The following is an 18,870-nucleotide window of genomic DNA, read 5'->3' on the forward strand; positions in this document are numbered from 1 at the left end:
TTAACACTAAAAAACAAGGGGAAGATAAGACGAAAAAAAGGGCGAATTCGCCCTTTTTTTCTTTGTGCTTATAGCATGCCGTATTGCTTTAACTTCTTGCGAAGTGTTCCTCGGTTTAACCCAAGGATGGTGGATGCTTTGGTTTGGTTATCCTTTGTGTAGCTCATGACAGACTCTAGCAAAGGCGCCTCAACCTCGGCTAAGACTAACTGGTATAAGTCTGTTATTGGCTGCCCATCAAGATGAGCGAAATAGTTTTGTAGGGCTTTTTCAACATTGTCACGTAGGGTTTGTGACTGCTCTGAAGAAGCGGCTTGAAACGTATGAGTATGAGTTTGTTCTACCACAGAATGACCTTCTATTTTTAAAGCTAACCATTTGTTAATGCACATTGACCATCATATAGAAGGGCGATCTAACTCTTCTTTTTTGATGTTCATAACATTAAGTGTAAGGTTCGTTTGCCTATTGGCAAACAAAGAACTCTTCCAATTTATCAAGCTGTTCTTGCGTATTATCAATACGATTAAACAGGCTTCGAAATTGTGTGTTATCCGCTAACGTTTGCAGGTACCAACCAACATGCTTGCGAGCAATACGCACACCCAAATAATCACCATAAAATTGATGGAGGGCGTTCACGTGGTTAATAACAAGCTGTCTCACCTCAGATAAAGAGGGAGGTGTTAACAATTCGTTTGTTTCTAAATAGTGGTTTATTTCGCGAAAAATCCACGGTCTTCCTTGGGCAGCTCGACCAATCATGATGCCATCCGCCTTGGTGTAATCTTTCACAAATTTTGCTGATTGCGCGTCTTTAATGTCCCCATTAGCAAAAATAGGGATACTCAAATGATGCTTAATCTCTGCAATCGTGTCGTATTCAGCTTGTCCTTGGAATTTGCATTCCCGCGTTCGCCCATGAATTGCTAAGGCCTGAATGCCTATGTCTTCTGCCATTTTTGCAATCGCAAGACCGTTTTTTTGATCTAGACTCCATCCCGTACGGATTTTTAGAGTGACTGGAACAGACACACTATTTACAACCGATTCCAGTATTTCACGAACAAGCGCTTCATCTTTCAGCAATGCGGAGCCAGCTGCTTTGTTGCATACTTTTTTAGCGGGACATCCCATGTTGATATCAATGATTTGTGCGCCTAGCTCAACGTTTTGTTGAGCCGCTTCAGTCATCATTTGGGGATCACCGCCAGCAATTTGAACGGATCTCGGCGAGACTTCCGCATCATGGATTAAACGATGACGGCTTTTAGTCGAGTTCCACAGGCGAACGTCAGAGGTAACCATTTCGGATACCACTAAGCCTGCACCTTGGTCATGACAAAGGCGGCGAAATGGCAAATCTGTTACACCAGCCATAGGGGCAAGAATAACCGGTTTGTCAACGCAATATGGGCCAATAGCAAATGCCATGATGTTCCTGAATACTGGATTGAATGTTAAAGATCGTCGACAGTGTCGAGCGGGCGTGAATAATACCTATGCAATCGTTGTTTTTGAAGTCTTGACAGGCTAAAAACTGACTATTTTTTGTCCTTTTTTAGCCCTTTATAGAAAAAGACGTGAAAACTAGTAGGACCGAGTGTCTGCGGGGAAGGCTTTAAGTTGGTGTGTCACCGCGCGAGCGCCTGGATCTTGTATAGGTATAACAAGATGAATGGGCGTATTGGGCGGCATATAAGTGATATCAAGAAAGTCTTTTTGCAGATAATCGGTTGGTGAAAAGAGGCGAGCGGCAACAGGCTGACCATTTAAATCAAAGAATTCTAAAGCAATTTTGGGCATTGGCTGAGAAAAATGACTGGCGTTGGTGATAATGGCGTTCACCAACAGCGTATTAGGTAAGGTTGGGTGACTTTGTATCCGCACATGCTGAATGGTGATCGTACTGACGTCTTCAAATCGTGGTAGCACGCAGCCAGAGTATGAGCAAATGGTTCGGTAAAGAGATCTAAAGTTAGAAGAGCGACTGCCTTCTTCAAAAAAATGCATCGCAACTTGCAGAGTGAGTAAGGCTATGCCGAACACGGAGGCAAAAAACCACAGCCATGGATGACCACTTTTACGGCGTGAGAGAGATTCATTTTCACCAAGTAAAGGGGCCAGACTTTGCTGGGCAGACAATTGCTCAAGAATGCTGTGTTGGTTCTTGATATCCGACGGGCGGGTTTGTTCCGCTGCACTTTGGGCAAGCGAATGGAGCGCTGCCATGTAGTCGGGTTCTTTTTGTGTAGTTGGTTGTGGCTGGTTGCTGAATGGCTTTGCAGTGGTCTGCCATGTTGCATTGGTTGTCTTGACTGCATTTAGCGCATCTGAAAGTTCATTGTTCGCCAGTGCATTCGTGTTTGGCGGTGTGCTGTTTTGTGCGTTGGTTTTGACCGCAGGTGCTGCTTTAAGAGCCGCTTCCACTTCGGCAAGCTCAACTTCCCAAGGGGCTGGTTCCTCAGATAGAGTGGCCGTCATTGAACGTTTGGCGTTCAGTGTCTCTCTTGGGAGATCGGGTTGTTTATCCGCTGCTCTATTTGGGATGGTGCTTTCATTTTGACGAGTGTCTAGGAATGTCTGGGTGTCTTTTTCATCAAAAGGCGTGAGGTCTTTGTCATTAAATAGCGTATCTAGCCAATCAGGATTGACTATTTCTTCTGTTGGCGGCAGTCGTTTTTCTATTGATGCGTTTATAGTGCTGGTTTGTGCAAGCGGGAGAGTGGGTTTTACGGGAGATGTGGCTGCCTTGTCTGATGGTGTTGAAGGCTCGGCTTTTGTTTTGTCGTTGATGCTGTCGCTGGCATTAAAGATGTGAAAACATTGACCACATCTTACTTTGCCCTTGGCCATGCTTAATACGTCATCGCTTACTCGAAATGCGGTTGAACATTTTGGGCAACGGGTTATTAGGCTATTGGCCATGGGGTGCTATCTTCCTGTTTAAATCTTGATTGGGTTAATGGGTTATTAAGCGTGTTTAGTGCCAACGATACGAACCCATTCTTCTTTTTCTGTAATGGAATCGATGGTGAACCATTCTTGATAGGCTTCTATCACTTCCTGTGCTTGGTTAGCCAGTATTCCAGAAAGGGCGAGTTGACCTTGTGTTTTAACTAACGCAGAAATAGTCGGTGCTAGGTTTGCTAATGGGCCTGCAAGGATGTTCGCTACGACAATATCGGCTTGTAAGTCTGATTCGTAAGGCGGAAGCTTTACTTCTAGACGGCTTGGGTCAATGTGATTGCGTTCTGCATTGGCCTCGGTTGCTTGCACGGCTTGTGGGTCGATATCAATGCCCACCATATTGTTAGCACCAAGTAATAAGCCTGCGATGCCAAGAATGCCTGAGCCGCAGCCGTAATCTATGATGGTCTTGCCTTGGCAATCAATGCTGTCTAACCATTGTAAGCACAATGCGGTAGTGGGATGCGTGCCTGTGCCAAATGCTAAGCCGGGATCAAGCATCAAGGTAACCGCGTTCGGGTCGGGGACTTGGCGCCAGCTTGGGCATACCCAAAGACGCTCGCCAAACTGAATAGGATGATAGTTATCCATCCATTCTCTTTCCCAGTCTTTGTCTTCCAGTATTTCAATTTTCATATCGATATCTGTTTCGCCTAGAGACACGGCTTTGTGTTCGACAACAGGGCGAATGTGTTCAACATCGGCATCCGCCTCGAACAATCCGGTGATTTTGGTGTGCTTCCATAGCGGCGTGGTGTTGAGGTCTGGCTCATATACCGGATCGTCATGGACATCTTCAAAAGTGACAACCAAGGCGCCGCACTCAAGAAGGGTATCTTCAAAAGCTGGGACATGATCGGGCGTGGTGTGAATACGTATTTGAAGCCAAGGCATAAAGTGGAGTCCAACAATAAAACAAACAGGAATAGAATAGCGAAGCTTGAAGCGAGAGGCGAGAGGAAAATGATTGCCCCTAGTGATTTATCTTATCACTAGGGGCAAAACTCCAGTCCTTATAGACCGAGTTTTTTCTCCAAATAATGGATGTTAACGCCACCAGCAATGAAATTTGCATCATTTACTAGGTCTTTTTGTAGCTCTATATTGGTTTTGATACCATCGATGAAGGTTTCATCTAGAGCGCCAGAAAGGCGTTTTAGTGCAGCCGTCCGGTCAGGCGCATGACAAATGATTTTAGCGATCATTGAGTCATACGTAGGTGGTACTGTGTAGCCGCTGTACAAATGCGAGTCAACACGAACACCCATACCGCCTGGTGCATGGAAATATTCCACTTTACCTGGGCATGGCATGAAGGTTCTTGCGTCTTCTGCGTTGATACGAGATTCAACCGCATGGCCATTGAGTTTGATGTCTTCTTGTTTCAGAGACAAAGGCAAACCACTTGCGATACGAAGTTGTTCCTTTACAATGTCTACGCCCGTCACCATTTCGGTAACCGGATGTTCTACCTGAACACGTGTGTTCATTTCGATGAAGTAGAAATTGCCATCTTCGTAAAGGAACTCAAACGTACCCGCGCCGCGGTAGTTGATCTTGATACAAGCATCAACACAGGCTTTTAAACACGCTTGACGAGATTCCTCGTTCAACATTGGTGCTGGTGCTTCTTCCAATACTTTTTGGTGACGACGTTGCAAAGAGCAGTCACGATCGTATAGGTGGATCGCGTTGCCTTGGCCGTCAGCCAAGACTTGAACTTCAACGTGACGAGGGTTCTGTAGGAATTTCTCCATATAAACCGTGCTATCACCAAAATAAGAGCCTGCTTCAGATTGAGTAATACTGATGGATTTTAGTAGGCTGCCTTCGTTGTGAACAACGCGCATACCACGACCACCACCACCAGCTGCGGCTTTAACAATCACAGGGAAGCCGATTTCTCTTGCAACACGCAAACATTCATCTGGATCAGAAGGCACAGGGCCGTTTGAGCCAGGAACGGTAGGCACGCCTGCTTCTTTCATGGCTCTGATAGCAGACACTTTATCACCCATTAGGCGAATAGTTTCTGCTTTTGGACCGATAAAAATGAATCCTGAATTTTCAACTTGTTCTGCAAAGTCTGCGTTTTCCGCAAGGAAACCATAGCCTGGGTGAATGGCAGAGGTATCTGTTAATTCTGCCGCACTGATAATCGCAGGGATATTCAAATAACTTTGAGACGATGGATTGGGTCCTATGCAGATAGACTCATCTGCAAGGCGCACATGTAACAAGTCGCGGTCAATTTTTGAGTGGACCGCAACGGTTTTGATACCGAGTTCTTTGCACGCGCGTAAAATGCGCAGTGCGATTTCGCCTCGGTTAGCAATCAATACCTTATCGAGCATGATGAAACCTTTGCGTTGGATTAAATAATAGTAATAAGAGGCTGGTCAAACTCAACTGGCTCACCATCTTCTACAAGAATGGCGCCAATCGTACCAGATTTATCGGCTTCGATTTGGTTCATCATTTTCATGGCTTCAACGATACAGATAGTGTCGCCAGCATTCACTTTTTGGCCTACTTCGATGAAAGGCTTAGCACCTGGTGCAGAAGATTTGTAGTAAGTACCAACCATTGGAGAATTCACTGTGTGACCAGTAATAGCCGCTGGAGCTTCAGGCGCTGCACTAGGAGCAGCAACAGGGGCAGCAGGCGCTGCCATCATTGGAGCATGCATCATAGGTGCTTGAACTGGCGCACCACCACGACTAATACGAACCGCTTCTTCGCCTTCTTTAATCTCAATCTCGTAGACGTTAGATTCTTCTAAAAGCTCGATTAGTTTTTTGATTTTACGAATGTCCATGGTTACTCTCTTCTGTCTGTATGGATGATATCAGCGATACGTAAGTCACTGACTATTAGAGGTTTTATACAGGATCACTAACGGTTAAGACATGGCTTAAATACACTTGAAAGACGAATTCATACTGCTATAAATGCGGCTTCTACGTCTATTTTTGCTTTCATCCAGCTGTGTTAGTGGCCTAGTTCAAAATTCTCTATGTATAAATTTCTGTGTACAGTTTGCTGTGATCTGCAAATCGCGCTTTTATGAAAAACAAGAATTGTAAAAGCATGTAACTGGAAATTATCGATAAAAAGCAGGATATTGTCCAGTTATGCGGCAAAAAAACCTAAAAATGTTTGCCTTGGTTGTTTTGTGATCTCTAGTAAACTTCCTCATTTTTCCATCTAAATCACGGCAAGGTGATGGCTTCCAATCTGTTTATGAGGGTGGATTTTGTTGGTTCACCCATCAAGGTTAGCGCTTTACGTTCGTTACCTTCTTGGTCTAAAAATACCAATGATGGAGGACCAAACAAATGGAAATGCTGCATCAATGCTTGATTTTGTGCCGAATTTTTCGTGACATCGACTCTAATTAATTGCACCTTTTTGATCAGCGGTAAGACATCAGGAGCCACAAACATCTCTTCTAGTACCCGACAGCTGACACACCAATCCGCATAGAGATCCAGCACAATCGGCCGAGTGTCCTGATTGGCAATGATGTTATTAAGTTCGTCTAAATTGGTAATGGTGGCATCAAAAACAACCTGTTCTTTTGGTGTTATTGAGGATGATGATATATTTTTCAAGGGCGATAAGGGGGTGCTGTTGCCCGTGGTGGCGCCGATAAACTGAAGGCTGCCTACAATGAAGAACAATAGTGCAAAAAACCAACGAACAGGATGAGAGTGGGCTTGTTGCGTTCGATGCACAAAATAGCTGCTTATTGCTATCGCGAGTGCGCCCCAAAGATACAAATGGCTGTTTAACGGTATCCAGCGAGTGAGTAGCCAGATGGCCATGGCAAGTAGCCCAAACCCCATTAGTACTTTTATGTCCTGCAACCATTCACCGCTTTTGGGCAGTATTTTAGGGCCAAATGCGCCGACTAGCAGTAAAGGAACCCCCATTCCAAGCGCCATCACAAAGAGTACCATCGCCCCATACCAAGCATTGCCTTGGCTGCTTATAAACAGCAAAGCACCAGCGAGTGGCGCCGATACGCAAGGAGAGACAATAAGAGTGGACAGCACGCCAGCGACAAAAACACTTAAGCTTGATCGCCACGCAGAGTTAGAGACAGAGTTCGACATTTGCAAACGTTGTTGCCAAGCACTGGGTAGCCTTAGCTCGTACACGCCAAACATAGCGAGAGCAAGTAGCACAAATAACAAGGCACTGATCATTAATAGCACGGGGTTTTGCAGTTGAGCTTGTACATTCAGTCGAGTACCAAAAATACCCACTAATCCACCTATCATGGCGTACGTTAGCGCCATGGCAAAAACATAAACCGCGCTATAATAAAAACCACCTAGCTTTGAATGGCGAGATCCGATCACAATGGCGCTAACGATAGGGATCATCGGTAGGACACAGGGAGTGAAAGAAAGCAGCAACCCTAAACCAAACATTACGGCCAATGTGGTCCATAAGGTGTTGGTGCTGATCAATTGGCTTACCGTTTGTGCTTCTGAAAGCTGGAGAGGTTTATCTTGTGCGGCAGAGGCATCGTTACCTCGTGGAAGATTTTGTGTATTATTTTTTGTGATTTCAGTCGACAGGGCAGGTACGGTAAACTGAATGGGCATGGCTTGAGGGGCGTAACATAATCCCTTATCAGCACAGCCTTGATACGTTAATATAGCGTTAATTTCTGTGCCTGGTGTCAGCGTAATGTCGTAGTAAATCGGCAAGCTTAATTGATCTCGATAGACGATTACGTCACCATAATAAGGGTCTTGTTGAGATTCACCAGTTGGGAAAGGCGAAAAGTGTAATTTATGAGCTTGTTCACCAGACAAGTTGAACTGTTCTTGGTATAAGTAGTAGCCATCTTGAATCTGCCATGTTGCCGTGAGTTTGCCATCTTTAGGGGTGGAAATGGATAATTGAAAGGCTTGATCCACTGGTAAGAACTCTGGTGCTGAAAGACTTGACGTCGGGCCGAAAGTGAACGCTTGGCAAAGGCTGTGAAATAGCAATAAGAACAGTAGAGCGAGTGGGCGCATAAATATCTTCAATCAAGTTAGGCGAGTTGTGTAAATCCATATTTCATCACGCTGAGTATAAGGTGTAGACTACCAACCCATCTTTAAGTTGCCAATCGCAAGGGGATAAATTGAGTAAAAACCTAGTTTCTTTTCTAATTGCTGTAGTATTCTTGACAGGTTGTCAGGGAAACGTAAAGCCGACACAGAAAAGTCAGCCCGTACCAAAAATACAATCACAGCAAGCAGCACCAAAACAGGTGTCTGCAAGCAAGCCAGCAGCGTCAGCGGCTGTACTAACTCAGCAAGCGAAAAAAGTGGTAAAAACACCAACAGCTTTTGAGCGTATTACATTGAACTTGATTGCCATGGGTGAAGAGGCTCTTGCCGAAGAGCGCCTTTTGACCCCAGTGGATGATAATGCCAATTTATATTTTCAGGCCGCATTAGGTCGAGATCCTGGCAACTTTAGAGCCAGTCAAGGTATAAGCGCCATTGTTGATATTTATACCCAATGGGCGTGGAAAGCGGCACAGAGTAAAGACTATGCAAAATCTGCACAGTATTTAGAATATGCACGTTCTGTTAATCCAGAAGATCCGTCTATTACGGAAATGTCTTCTCGCATAAAAAGTCAGCGTGGAAATACCAATAGAAATTCGAACACGCAGAGCGTTAAGAAGGCACTAAAAGAAGGGCAGTACTTATTGCCTAGTAATCTTTTCAGCCTAAGTGAAAAAGAAATACTTGCCAATATTCAGCCTATTATAGATAACGTGGCGAAGACACAGCAGTCAATTAATATTTATTGGCCCAATGACAAAGAAGCACGTTTGCTTTATCAGATCATTAATAGTCGTGTTACAGAGTTTCGTGTTCGTGCGATGACGTATAATCGTGCTGATAACATGGTGGAATTACAACAAGATTAAGGTAGGTCGATGATGTCACGGTTCAAGGGCAAAATGCAGAGTTTAAAACCAAACATTAATATGTCCGGTATGGGCAAAGTCGTTTTTTTTGCTGTACTGATAATGGCGGTATTACTGAGCTTTTTAGGTATGTACTGGAGCCGTGAGCCAGATCAATTTGACGTTGTGGCCGTCGCAAAAGAAAAAGCAGCAGAGCGCGGTTATTTAAATAACAGCAAAAAACTCGCTGTTGGTTACACTACAGCCAGTACTTTGCATTCTATTGTCGATACTTTATTGGAAAAACCGGGTGGCTTTATATCCAATGATATTACGCCGCCGGGTGTGTTCATGGATAACATGCCCGCGTGGGAATTTGGCGTGTTGGTCCAGTCGCGTGATCTAGCCAGAGCATTTCGTAAAGAATTTAGCCGTTCGCAATCTCAGTCCACAGAGGATGTGAACTTGAAAATAGCCGAGCCGCAATTCAATTTTGATAATAAAAGTTGGGCATTGCCATCCAGTGAAAGTGAATATCGTCGTGGCAATAAAGAGTTAATGGAATACCTTGATCGCTTGTCGAGCGAGTCTAATAATAAAGCTCAGTTTTATGCCCGTGCTGATAATCTTGCTGATTGGTTATCGGATGTTAGTACTCGGTTAGGTAGCCTTTCTCAGCGATTATCGGCCAGTGTTATTGACGACAAGCCACAATTGGAGTCGGATGAAAACACGCGTTATGTCAGAACTCCTTGGTCTAAAGTCGATGACGTGTTCTACGAAGCGCGAGGTACAAGCTGGGCTTTGATTCACATGTTACGTGCGGTAGAAGTGGATTTTGTTTTTACCTTGCAAGATAAAAATGCCTTGGTTAGCTTGCGTCAAATTATCCGTGAACTAGAAGCAACACAAGCCAGCATTTGGTCGCCGTTTATCTTAAATGGCAGTGGTTTTGGTGTCTTGGCAAATCACTCTTTAGTCATGGCTTCTTACATCGCTCGTGCTAACACCGCGGTCATTGATTTACGTCGTTTGCTCCAACAGGGGTAATCACACCGTATGCCATTTACTGTAAGTCAGGGAATTCGTCGCGCCATACTGGACGATGCCCCTGCTATTTTAAGCATATTCCAACAGTGCGATCTTTTTGATAGCTCTGGTCATCGTCAATTGAACATCGGCCTATTAGATGTTATCGATTGGTTGGAAAGTGCGACGGATAAACATCCCATGTTCGTATTAGAAGAGCAGGGTGACGTAATAGCGTGGTGCTCAATTGAGCCCTTCTACGGACTGCCAGCTTTCGACTCTGCTAGCGAAATCAGCTTGTATGTATTGCCAACACAGCACCGAAAGGGCCTTGGTACTGCGCTATTTCATTATCTAGAAAAAGAACGTCATCACATTGGTTTTACCCACCTTATCGCCTACATATATGCAAGTAACCTAGAAAGCCAAGGCTTCTTTAAACGCCAAGGATTTGAGCAATGGGGGCTACTGCCCAACATTGCCCAGAATGAACAGATCAAAGAAGACGTGTTTATTGTTGGAAGAGAGTTTTAGTTCTTCAGGTATATTTGTTTCCTTTCAAGGGCTTTGTTTTCCTAACCTTTATTCCGCTCTGCTGAGCTGTCTATTGGATGAGATAACGAGTCGAACGGACTTCTTCGTAGCTAATCGTGTAAAGCCAAACCGTAGGGCATCATGAGCGCAGCGACTCTCTAATTAAAAAAATGCCGTTGGAAGCGAAGCTTTCACATGTAGGTCGTCCTTCAGGGCGACAAAAAACTAAACGTGCACGCGCACTATTAATTGTTGAATTAAGTTTAATGACTGAGCTAAGCCGCTTTGCGGATCGACAGAGAGGAGTAAGTAAGGTCATAAGGCCTGAGCGAATCGCTTGCCTCGCGGGTCAAATCGCGCTACAAAGAGCAAATAAAGAACCAACATAACAGTGCTCAAAGACCATCAGAAGCAGCATAGTCTAAACAGGCTTTGGTATTTAACGAGTTATATAACAGGGAAGTCCTACCATGAAAAAAGCAAATCCCCTATATAGACCGCAGCCGTTCAACAGTGGGTTATAGCCGCAACTACGCTGCTGTATAATTCTTAATTGTTAAGCGAGGAGAATTATGAATATGGAGCAAAGACCACCAATACCTCCTGAAATAAAAAGAGAAGTTCGAAAGCGTTGCGGCTTTGGCTGTGTAATATGTGGAATGCCGTTATACGAATATGAGCATATGTTCGAGTGGGCCGAGGTTAAGAGGCATGTTGCTAGTGAAATTACGCTACTATGCAGGCAGCATCATGGAGAGAAAACCAATGGGTTGTTGCCAAAAGAAAATGTAATTGAGGCAAATAACACTCCGTTTAATTTAAAGACTGGAGTGTCAAAAAGTCACTTATTGCATTACTCAGGCAAAAACGTCCAGCTTGCTCTGGCAAATAGTATTTTTCAGTTTAAAGACCTCCCTGAAAACGCTTTCTTTGCTCCATTAGTTGTAGATGGTTTGGCTGTTGTTGGTTTTCGCGTAGAAGATGGTAAGTTACTACTACAATTCATAGCATTTAATGAATTTAATGTTCCTGTGTTGGAAATTGTAGATAATGAGTTGATATATAGAACAGAGCAATGGGATATAGAGTGGGTAGGTCAAAAACTGACAGTTCGAGAAGGTCACGGAAAAATTTTACTTCAATTAGTTTTTGAGCCCCCACATACAATCCGTATAGCGAAAGGCCGAATACTTTTCAATGGGATAGAGTTGCTTATTGGTGCAGATTATCTCTTTTGTTCAAATAATTCAGGTTTCTTTAGCGGCATTTCGACGACTAATTGCTCTGTAGGCTTAGCAATAGGCGATCCCGTTCCTAATGTGGGAGCAGGAATGGTTTTTTCTGGGATTTCTAGGTATGGGTTTGATAGAAAAGCCGCGCGGAAATTTCTTAGAAAGTGCCAGAATGAGGCACGTTTAACAAGGCCATGGATAATGGATATTAGGGGTAGATGAAAAATAGTATTTTTTATCTACCCCTAAAACCAAACCGTAGGGCATCATAAGCGCAGCGACTCTCTAATTAAAAAAATGCCGTTTGAAGCGAAGTTTTCAAATGTAGGTCGTCCTTTAGGGTGACAAAAAATAGATGTTTTTTTACTAGTAAGAAGTAAGAAGTAAGAAAGTCTTTTAGTGTCAATGGATCAGAGTATTGGCAGATAAAATAACGCGCTGTAGATAAATGAAATAACCCGCACGATCAGATTTTCAATTTAACCAGCCTGTGGGAAAGGTTAAAAAGTGCCATTGAATGAGTTTTTATAGGGATTTATATGGAAATTAAAAACAGTGTAGATGCGCATGCGTACTATTAAAATGTTAAGGAGTCGTCCCTGAAAATCTATCAACCTATTGAATCTAATGCGTTTTTATAAGATAGTTAATACCTAAATCTTACGATAAATACGCCTTTAGACCTAAAAAGTTGCAGAATGGGTGAGTTTTATGAAGCCTCGTCAGACAAAGATCGTCCCGCAAAAGGATTTATTCCAACCTCAGCTCGTAGACATCATTAACCCCAATCATCCTTTAGTTCGACTGGCTAAGATCATTGATTGGAATTTGTTGGATAACGAATTGGGGGTGCACTTTGCGACGGTTGGCGCAGCGGCTCTGCCGACTCGTCTTATGGCTGGATTGCTGTATTTGCAACACTTGCATAATTTGTCTGATGAGATGGTGCTGGAGCAATGGCTTGAATCGCCTTATTACCAATATTTTTGCGGCGAAACCTTTTTCCAACACGCCTTCCCGTGCCATCCAACCAGTCTTGTTAAATGGCGAAAACGGTTAGGAGAAGAAGGCTGCGAATGGCTGCTTACCCAGACGATACAAGCAGGACTGAAACTAAAAGTCATCAAACCAGCGAGCCTAAAACGAGTCGTGGTAGACACCACGGTACAAGAAAAAAAACATCACCTTCCCAACGGATGCCAAGCTCTACAACAAGGCTCGACAGCAGCTTATTAAGGTCGCTAAAGAACAAAACATCACGTTAAGACAAACCTATGACAAAGCCTGTCATGAGTTAATGCCTAAAATTGGACGTTATGGTCACGCCAAACAATACAAACGGATGAAAAAAGCGATTAAGCAAGTCAAAGGCTTTTTAGGGCGAGTATTGCGTGACATAGATCGGCAAGTAAAACGACAAGGATTAACGCTCACCCAAAAACAGGAAGAGACACTCAACTAAGCTTATCAATTACTAAAACAAACTTGCCAGAGCAAACATAAGCTGTACAGCCTACATGAACCCAATGTGGACTGCATCTCCAAAGGCAAAGCGCATAAACGCTACGAATTTGGTGTGAAAGCCAGTATCGCCGTGACCGCAAAAGAATCCTTTATCGTGGGAGCAAGAAGCTATCCTGGTAATCCGTATGATGGACATACGTTGAAAGATCAACTCCAACAAGTAGAAACCTTGACAGGAAAAAAACCGGAAACCTGTTTTGTTGACCGAGGGTATAAAGGATCGGGCGTGGAAGACATTAAAGTCTTGGTTGCTGGTCAAAAACGCGGTGTACCCAAGAAAGAAAAAAAACTGGATGGGAAGACGAAACAGTGTAGAACCCATCATAGAAATAAGCAGGCCACCCACCTTTTAAAGCCAGTCATAATAAGGCTAGGCAGCGCTCCATTTTTCGTTGTGCTTTGAGCTATCCATTGAATAAAGAGAAGTAAGCTTTGTGTATTATCCGACCTTATAAAGACTCTGACGCCAGTGTGTTGTGGGCTATTTATTTTCACGCAGTTCGTTATATTAACATCCGAGATTATTCTCAAGCTCAGGTAGAAGCATGGGCGCCACAATCATTTGATGTTGCTGTCTGGCGTCAGAGATGTTAGAAATATCGCCGTTTGTGGCTGAAATAGATGATCAGATAGTAGGTTACGCTGATTTGCAGTCAAACGGTTTGATTGATCATTTCTTTTGCCATCATCAGTACCAAGGCCGAGGCATAGGGCGAGCTTTGATGGCGCATATTTTTGCTGTAGGGCGTTCACAAGGGATAAAGCGTTATTATTCTCATGTCAGTATCACGGCGCGTCCTTTTTTCGAACATTTTGGTTTTAAGGTGGTGAAGACGCAGCAGGTTGATGTTCGAGGTCAGACATTAACTAATTTTGTCATGGAAAAAATAGAAAACACAGATGAATAGATAGCGCTCTTTTTTGGTTTAACAGAGTGCTTATTGCTCATAAACTTGATAGGGAAAATGCATGAAAACAGGTTTGGTGATCTATACGTCATCGATAGAAAAATTGGCAACATTTTATGCTCATGTTTTTGACATGCAGATGATCGAAAGTGACGGTTCCTATGCTCTATTGGTCGGTGGTGATTTTGAGTTGGTGTTGCTTGAAACAGAAGTGTCTAAAAAGGGGTTGAGCGCGTTTGAAGCGCGAGAGAACACCGCACTAAAGCCAACGTTCTTTGTTAACACGCCACTTGAATTCATTGAAGAAAAGATCAAAGCAAAAGGTGGCGTTGTATTCTCACCTAAAAATTGGACGTTTGGCGGTCGACAGGTCTGCGATGCGCACGATTGTGAGGGGAATATTTTCCAGCTGAGAATTGGGAATGATGGTTAACAATCCCCAAACAAACGATTTTTGGGGCTTAGGGGCAGATGAAAAATAGTGTTTTTTATCTGACTCTAGATTCTTCAAGAATAAAACCATCCTCCGCCTTCTTCTCGGAAGACAAAAGGGGAAGGGACTTAGTGATTAGCAGACGTTACCTTCGATATTCGACCTTTATAGAAAATGAAAGCTTCGCTTTCATCGGCATTTTTTTTGATTAGAAAGTCGCTGCGCTCATGATGCCCTACGTCCTTTGTTTTCCATCACTGCAATCCCGAAGAAGTCAGTTCGACGCGACGAAGTTGCGCGACTTTATGGAGTTTCAGAGTCATTAACGGAAGGACTCTCTCGAACAATAAGCTCAATCTATGCCTTTCGAAATAATTCGTGTTGTTAAATATGAACTTAACCAAAGTAAATGAGACGTTTGGGCGATAGCCCGATAAAGAGACCTTTTGGTTACTTTTATGGATCTGGATAAAAGTTACCCGCTCAGCAGAGCGGAATAAAGGTCGTGCATGCAAAGCGTTTGAATGTAATCTAAATTCCGCGTCGGGCTGAAGCCGCGACCTACCTTAGAACATGAAAGCTTCGCTTTCAGCGGCATTTTTTTTGATTAGATAGTCGCTGCGCTCATGATGCCCTACGTCCTTTGTTTTCCATCACTGCAATCCCGAAGAAGTCAGTTCGACGCGACGAAGTTGCGCGACTTTATGGCGTTTCAGGGTCAGTTAAAAATATCCTTCCTACCAACATCAAAAACAATCTATGCCTTACGATATAAGTCGTCTTGTTAAGCGTTAAGTTAGCCAACGCGAAAGAGACATTTGGGCTGAAAGTCCGACAAAAGATTTTTTGCTTTCCTATTAAATGAAAGCGTTGCATCGATTGGCAAAAGTTACACGCCCAGCTTTTTTTCCTGAATTAAAGAGCGGAAAAAAGCTTAGGAATACAAAGCGTTTGAACGGAGCCAAATATCCCTTTGGCTCCAAATCGAATTGTAATTAAACCCAACTACATTGGCTCAAACACTGAGCCTAAGCTTGGAACAAACAATTTATTGTACATGCGGCTGGCGTAGTCGTCGGTCATGGAGGCCATGTAGTCACAGATGATACGCAGTCCGTTTTCTCCACGTTCTTGGCTTTTTTGCCATTCTTTGGCGATTTCTCTGGGCAGCAAGCGGGCTGGGTCGGCGGAGTAGGCTTCGAACATTTCTAATAGCATTTGCTGGCCTTTGTAGACGAGCATTTGCACTTCTGGGCGCTGGATGATGTGTTGCATTTCAAATTGTTTCAACAAGTTTAAGGCTTGGCGCTGACCTTCTGGCAAACCCACTTGAAAGCGTAACAAGGGGTGTTCGAACGCTGTTTTTTCGACCACTTGGCAAGAGGTGATGAACCAGCTGACCAGGCTGCCGATGGCTTCTTTACGAAGATGGCTTTGGCGGCTGAACAGTTGGGTGCGAATGTCATTTAGGTGCTCGGCCAAAAACGGAGACGCCAAGGCGGCCAGTTTGGGTTCTAGGTGTTCTAGCCACATGTCTTTGGTGACCATGCCGAGGACGATGGCGTCTTCTAGGTCGTGTACACCGTAAGCGATGTCGTCAGCGAGGTCCATGATACTGGTATCGAAGCTGGCGTGTTTTGCTTTGGCGTGATTGTCATTATCGGTCTGGTGGACTTCTTGTAATAAGGTTTTGTCGGCTTGGCTAAAAGGTTCAATAATCCAATCAAGTAGGTCTTGTTCTTCTTGGTAGACGCACTTTGGTGGTGCCCAATTAGACGCTTTGAATTGGCGGAAGTTAGCCGGTTTTTCTGGGTATTTGCCAACCACGCTGGCGTGCAGAACGGGATATTTTAAAATACCCAATAAAGTACGACGTGTGACGTCCATGCCGTAGGTGGGCGAGTAGGAACCACGTTTACCGAGGATTCTCAGTGACTGGGCGTTACCTTCAAAACCGCCATAGGCTTGCATCATGTAATTGAGCGCGACTTCGCCGCCATGGCCAAAGGGTGGGTGGCCGATGTCATGACTTAGGCAAACGGTTTCTATCAAGGCATCGTCGGCCAACCAAGGCTGAAAAGCCGCTTCCGAAGGGGAGCTGTGTTTGAGTTGATGCACAATGCCGTTGCCTATTTGGGCCACTTCTAAGGAATGGGTTAAGCGTGTTCGGCTGTAGTCGTTTTGTCGAATGGCGAGAATTTGTGTTTTGGATTGTAAGCGACGAAACGCTGCGCTGTGGATGATTCGTGCTCGGTCCCGTTGGTAAGGAGTACGGTAATCGTTATCGCGTGATTCTTGATGACCAGATTGTCTTTCGTGCCAGGGTAACATCTCGTCTCGTGCATTTGTCATGTTGTTAATCCATAGGGCTAATAATTCTCAGTCTTTCACGAAAACACGATATAGGTCAATGTTCATAAGATTGGCATTGGGCATAATGGGATTAACTATAAGGAATCTTTATGCTTAATACACAACATCTCATTACATTTAAGGCGTTGGTTGATACTGGCAGTTTTACCAAGACGGCTAAGCTGTTGGGTTTAACTCAGCCTGCGGTGAGCCAACATATTCAAAAATTAGAGCGAGAAATGGGCGAGGCTTTGTTGATTCGACATGGTCGGACAACCAATATGACGCCTGCAGGGGAAGTATTGTTGCAACACATATACGATTTGGAGGCTTGCTATGCCAATTTTATGGCATCGTGGAAAAGTCATCTTGATAGTCAGTTAGAAGACGTCGTCACTGCAACAAAAAGTGCCTGATCGTCACAGGCACTTTGAATCCAAAATGGCGCTTATTGCTGGGCTGTCGGTATCAGATTGCCAATGTGTAAGCCACATTCTTTGTGTTCTGATTCTTCCCACCACCAGCGACCTTCACGTTCGTGTTGATTCGGTAAAATAGGACGAGTACAAGGCTCGCAACCTATGCTGGTAAACCCTTTCACATGCAATTCGTTGTAAGGCACATCAAACATTTTGATGTAGTTCCACACGTCTTCAGAAGACCAGTTTGCCAATGGATTGAATTTAAACAGGTCTTTTTCGTCCGTACTGAATGCGCTGTCTTTTTCAGCAAAGGCGAGAACGTTGCGTGTGCCAGGACTTTGGTCTTTGCGTTGTCCGGTGATCCATGCATCCAGTGTGGCCAGTTTACGTTTGAGAGGTTGAACTTTGCGAATACCACAACATTCTTTGTGACCATCATCAAAAAAGCTAAATAGGCCTTTTTCGCGGGTGAAGGTTTCTAGGGCTTCACGGTCTGGAGACAGAATGTCTATGTTGATCTTGTAGTGTTTACGGACTTGTTCGATAAAGCGATACGTCTCTGCATGTAGACGACCCGTGTCCAGAGAAAACACGTGAATGTCTTTTTTGGCTTTGACGGCCATGTCGATGAGTACGACGTCTTCTGCGCCACTAAAAGAGATGGCAATGTTGTCAAATGCTTTCATCGCGTTGTGAATGATTTTTTGTGCTTCGTCTTCTTTGTTATTGGCAATGAAAGACGTTAAATCAAATGCTGACATAGGGAGATTTACCATGTTCTAAGTTACGATGGTTGTACCATAACAATTTGCAGCGTCGAAAGAAAAGACGAAAGAACACTAACCTTATAATACGAAAGAAAGCGTTTCATAAAGGCACGAAAACGCTTAACGAATGTGCCTTGCTAATGTTTGATAAAGTCCATACAAGATTCCCGCCGTTACGCCCCAAATACGAATGTCTTCGTAGTCAATTTCGAAATAACCACGAGAAATGGTATCGAGCGCTTTCTTTTTAAAACGGTAGTTTTGTGGGGTTAATAGGTAGCGTAATGGTACCCAATGTACGGACTTTACTTCTTCTTCACAGAGACTGAGCTCGCTCCGGCGCGTCATTTCAGCCACGATAGGTTTGATGCAATATCCTGAGATGGTGCAGTATTCCCCCAGCTCTCCTAATAGGTCGAAGCAATCGGGTGAAAGCCCAACTTCTTCTAGTGTCTCGCGCAGTGCTGTGTATTGGATGCTGGCGTCATTTGGATCATGCTTGCCTCCCGGAAACGCAATTTGGCCCGGATGGTTACGCATGTGAAGTGCGCGTTGCGTTAATAGTACGTACAACTCACCATTTTCTGGTTCTTTCCAAATAGGAATCAGCACGGCAGCTGAACGGTATTTTAAATCATAACCACTGGGGAACATTTCTTCATCTGGGTTATGGATTTGTTGTGCATACGGTTCGTTGTCTAATGCTGCGCGAATATCATCCAAGTTCAGGTCAATGGGAGGAGCACTCAAAAACTGCTCTATGTCAGACATGA

At 44.1% G+C, this 18,870-nt stretch carries 17 protein-coding genes and 1 pseudogene; 8 read left to right on the forward strand and 10 right to left on the reverse strand.

Translation table 11 applies throughout. From position 1 onward, the window contains the following. Window positions 1-68 precede the first annotated feature (68 nt). From fis to dsbD, 7 genes are all read right to left on the reverse strand, one after another. Window positions 69-347, reverse strand: a complete 279-nt coding sequence (fis, locus tag DK187_RS06450) for a DNA-binding transcriptional regulator Fis (protein WP_012070668.1) — start codon at window positions 345-347, stop codon at window positions 69-71. A 118-nt stretch (window positions 348-465) separates the two neighbouring features. After that, window positions 466-1,434 (reverse strand): tRNA dihydrouridine synthase DusB, encoded by a 969-nt coding sequence (gene dusB / locus DK187_RS06455; protein WP_111606523.1) that lies wholly within the window; start codon window positions 1,432-1,434, stop codon window positions 466-468. Window positions 1,435-1,590: 156 nt separating this feature from the next. Continuing rightward, entirely contained in the window at window positions 1,591-2,928 is a 1,338-nt protein-coding gene (locus tag DK187_RS06460) for a DUF3426 domain-containing protein (protein WP_111606524.1), read from the reverse strand. A gap of 45 nt (window positions 2,929-2,973) precedes the next feature. Further along, entirely contained in the window at window positions 2,974-3,864 is an 891-nt protein-coding gene (prmA, locus tag DK187_RS06465) for a 50S ribosomal protein L11 methyltransferase (RefSeq protein WP_111606525.1), read from the reverse strand. A 119-nt stretch (window positions 3,865-3,983) separates the two neighbouring features. Next, on the reverse strand, window positions 3,984-5,324 hold the full coding sequence (gene accC, locus DK187_RS06470; RefSeq protein ID WP_111606526.1) for an acetyl-CoA carboxylase biotin carboxylase subunit: 1,341 nt from the start codon (window positions 5,322-5,324) through the stop codon (window positions 3,984-3,986). 20 nt (window positions 5,325-5,344) lie between these two features. Beyond that, a complete protein-coding gene (gene accB, locus DK187_RS06475) occupies window positions 5,345-5,788 on the reverse strand; it encodes an acetyl-CoA carboxylase biotin carboxyl carrier protein (RefSeq protein ID WP_111606527.1) in 444 nt (147 codons plus the stop codon). Between the two features lie 394 nt (window positions 5,789-6,182). Beyond that, complete coding sequence (gene dsbD, locus DK187_RS06480) at window positions 6,183-8,006, reverse strand: protein-disulfide reductase DsbD (RefSeq protein WP_111606528.1); 1,824 nt, start codon at window positions 8,004-8,006, stop codon at window positions 6,183-6,185. Between the two features lie 110 nt (window positions 8,007-8,116). On the opposite strand from dsbD, the gene DK187_RS06485 reads away from it, so the two are divergent. From DK187_RS06485 to DK187_RS06515, 7 genes and pseudogenes are all read left to right on the forward strand, one after another. Continuing rightward, window positions 8,117-8,917, forward strand: a complete 801-nt coding sequence (locus DK187_RS06485; RefSeq protein WP_111606529.1) for a hypothetical protein — start codon at window positions 8,117-8,119, stop codon at window positions 8,915-8,917. A gap of 12 nt (window positions 8,918-8,929) precedes the next feature. Next, on the forward strand, window positions 8,930-9,946 hold the full coding sequence (locus DK187_RS06490; RefSeq protein ID WP_111606649.1) for a DUF2333 family protein: 1,017 nt from the start codon (window positions 8,930-8,932) through the stop codon (window positions 9,944-9,946). Window positions 9,947-9,955: 9 nt separating this feature from the next. After that, window positions 9,956-10,459 carry a GNAT family N-acetyltransferase gene (locus DK187_RS06495; RefSeq protein WP_111606530.1) on the forward strand — a complete coding sequence of 168 codons (504 nt, stop codon included), beginning with the start codon at window positions 9,956-9,958 and terminating at the stop codon, window positions 10,457-10,459. 572 nt (window positions 10,460-11,031) lie between these two features. After that, window positions 11,032-11,913, forward strand: coding sequence for a cell division protein (locus DK187_RS06500; RefSeq protein ID WP_111606531.1), 882 nt, complete (start codon window positions 11,032-11,034; stop codon window positions 11,911-11,913). Between the two features lie 489 nt (window positions 11,914-12,402). Continuing rightward, a pseudogene (locus DK187_RS06505) lies at window positions 12,403-13,541 on the forward strand (IS5 family transposase); the annotation flags it as partial. Between the two features lie 261 nt (window positions 13,542-13,802). Next, a complete protein-coding gene (locus tag DK187_RS06510) occupies window positions 13,803-14,123 on the forward strand; it encodes a GNAT family N-acetyltransferase (protein ID WP_223232337.1) in 321 nt (106 codons plus the stop codon). Window positions 14,124-14,184: 61 nt separating this feature from the next. Next, the gene (locus DK187_RS06515) at window positions 14,185-14,556 is read left to right on the forward strand and encodes a VOC family protein (protein ID WP_111606532.1); all 372 of its coding nucleotides are present in this window, start codon (window positions 14,185-14,187) and stop codon (window positions 14,554-14,556) included. A gap of 1,005 nt (window positions 14,557-15,561) precedes the next feature. Here DK187_RS06515 and DK187_RS06520 read toward each other — a convergent pair. Next, window positions 15,562-16,908 (reverse strand): anti-phage deoxyguanosine triphosphatase, encoded by a 1,347-nt coding sequence (locus tag DK187_RS06520; RefSeq protein ID WP_111606533.1) that lies wholly within the window; start codon window positions 16,906-16,908, stop codon window positions 15,562-15,564. A 110-nt stretch (window positions 16,909-17,018) separates the two neighbouring features. On the opposite strand from DK187_RS06520, the gene DK187_RS06525 reads away from it, so the two are divergent. Next, window positions 17,019-17,324 carry a LysR family transcriptional regulator gene (locus DK187_RS06525; RefSeq protein WP_111606534.1) on the forward strand — a complete coding sequence of 102 codons (306 nt, stop codon included), beginning with the start codon at window positions 17,019-17,021 and terminating at the stop codon, window positions 17,322-17,324. A gap of 32 nt (window positions 17,325-17,356) precedes the next feature. Here DK187_RS06525 and DK187_RS06530 read toward each other — a convergent pair whose 3' ends face one another. Together DK187_RS06530 and DK187_RS06535 are read right to left on the reverse strand one after the other, a co-directional pair. Further along, complete coding sequence (locus DK187_RS06530; protein WP_111606535.1) at window positions 17,357-18,091, reverse strand: phosphoadenylyl-sulfate reductase; 735 nt, start codon at window positions 18,089-18,091, stop codon at window positions 17,357-17,359. Window positions 18,092-18,217: 126 nt separating this feature from the next. After that, the gene (locus DK187_RS06535) at window positions 18,218-18,868 is read right to left on the reverse strand and encodes an NUDIX hydrolase (RefSeq protein ID WP_111606536.1); all 651 of its coding nucleotides are present in this window, start codon (window positions 18,866-18,868) and stop codon (window positions 18,218-18,220) included. Between the last annotated feature and the right edge of the window lie 2 nt (window positions 18,869-18,870).

It is taken from the genome of Marinomonas arctica (assembly GCF_003259225.1).
In the GTDB taxonomy this organism is placed as follows: Bacteria; Pseudomonadota; Gammaproteobacteria; order Pseudomonadales; family Marinomonadaceae; genus Marinomonas; species Marinomonas arctica.

Bases quoted from the DNA above. Each gene is read 5' to 3' on its own strand.
- accC (WP_111606526.1), bottom strand. From the start codon at position 5,324: ATGCTCGATAAGGTATTGATTGCTAACCGAGGCGAAATCGCACTGCGC.
- DK187_RS06500 (WP_111606531.1), top strand. From the start codon at position 11,032: ATGAATATGGAGCAAAGACCACCAATACCTCCTGAAATAAAAAGAGAA.
- DK187_RS06520 (WP_111606533.1), bottom strand. From the start codon at position 16,908: ATGACAAATGCACGAGACGAGATGTTACCCTGGCACGAAAGACAATCT.
- DK187_RS06460 (WP_111606524.1), bottom strand. From the start codon at position 2,928: ATGGCCAATAGCCTAATAACCCGTTGCCCAAAATGTTCAACCGCATTT.
- dsbD (WP_111606528.1), bottom strand. From the start codon at position 8,006: ATGCGCCCACTCGCTCTACTGTTCTTATTGCTATTTCACAGCCTTTGC.
- DK187_RS06495 (WP_111606530.1), top strand. From the start codon at position 9,956: ATGCCATTTACTGTAAGTCAGGGAATTCGTCGCGCCATACTGGACGAT.
- DK187_RS06535 (WP_111606536.1), bottom strand. From the start codon at position 18,868: ATGTCTGACATAGAGCAGTTTTTGAGTGCTCCTCCCATTGACCTGAAC.
- DK187_RS06515 (WP_111606532.1), top strand. From the start codon at position 14,185: ATGAAAACAGGTTTGGTGATCTATACGTCATCGATAGAAAAATTGGCA.
- dusB (WP_111606523.1), bottom strand. From the start codon at position 1,434: ATGGCATTTGCTATTGGCCCATATTGCGTTGACAAACCGGTTATTCTT.
- prmA (WP_111606525.1), bottom strand. From the start codon at position 3,864: ATGCCTTGGCTTCAAATACGTATTCACACCACGCCCGATCATGTCCCA.
- accB (WP_111606527.1), bottom strand. From the start codon at position 5,788: ATGGACATTCGTAAAATCAAAAAACTAATCGAGCTTTTAGAAGAATCT.
- DK187_RS06510 (WP_223232337.1), top strand. From the start codon at position 13,803: ATGTTAGAAATATCGCCGTTTGTGGCTGAAATAGATGATCAGATAGTA.
- DK187_RS06530 (WP_111606535.1), bottom strand. From the start codon at position 18,091: ATGTCAGCATTTGATTTAACGTCTTTCATTGCCAATAACAAAGAAGAC.
- DK187_RS06490 (WP_111606649.1), top strand. From the start codon at position 8,930: ATGTCACGGTTCAAGGGCAAAATGCAGAGTTTAAAACCAAACATTAAT.
- DK187_RS06525 (WP_111606534.1), top strand. From the start codon at position 17,019: ATGCTTAATACACAACATCTCATTACATTTAAGGCGTTGGTTGATACT.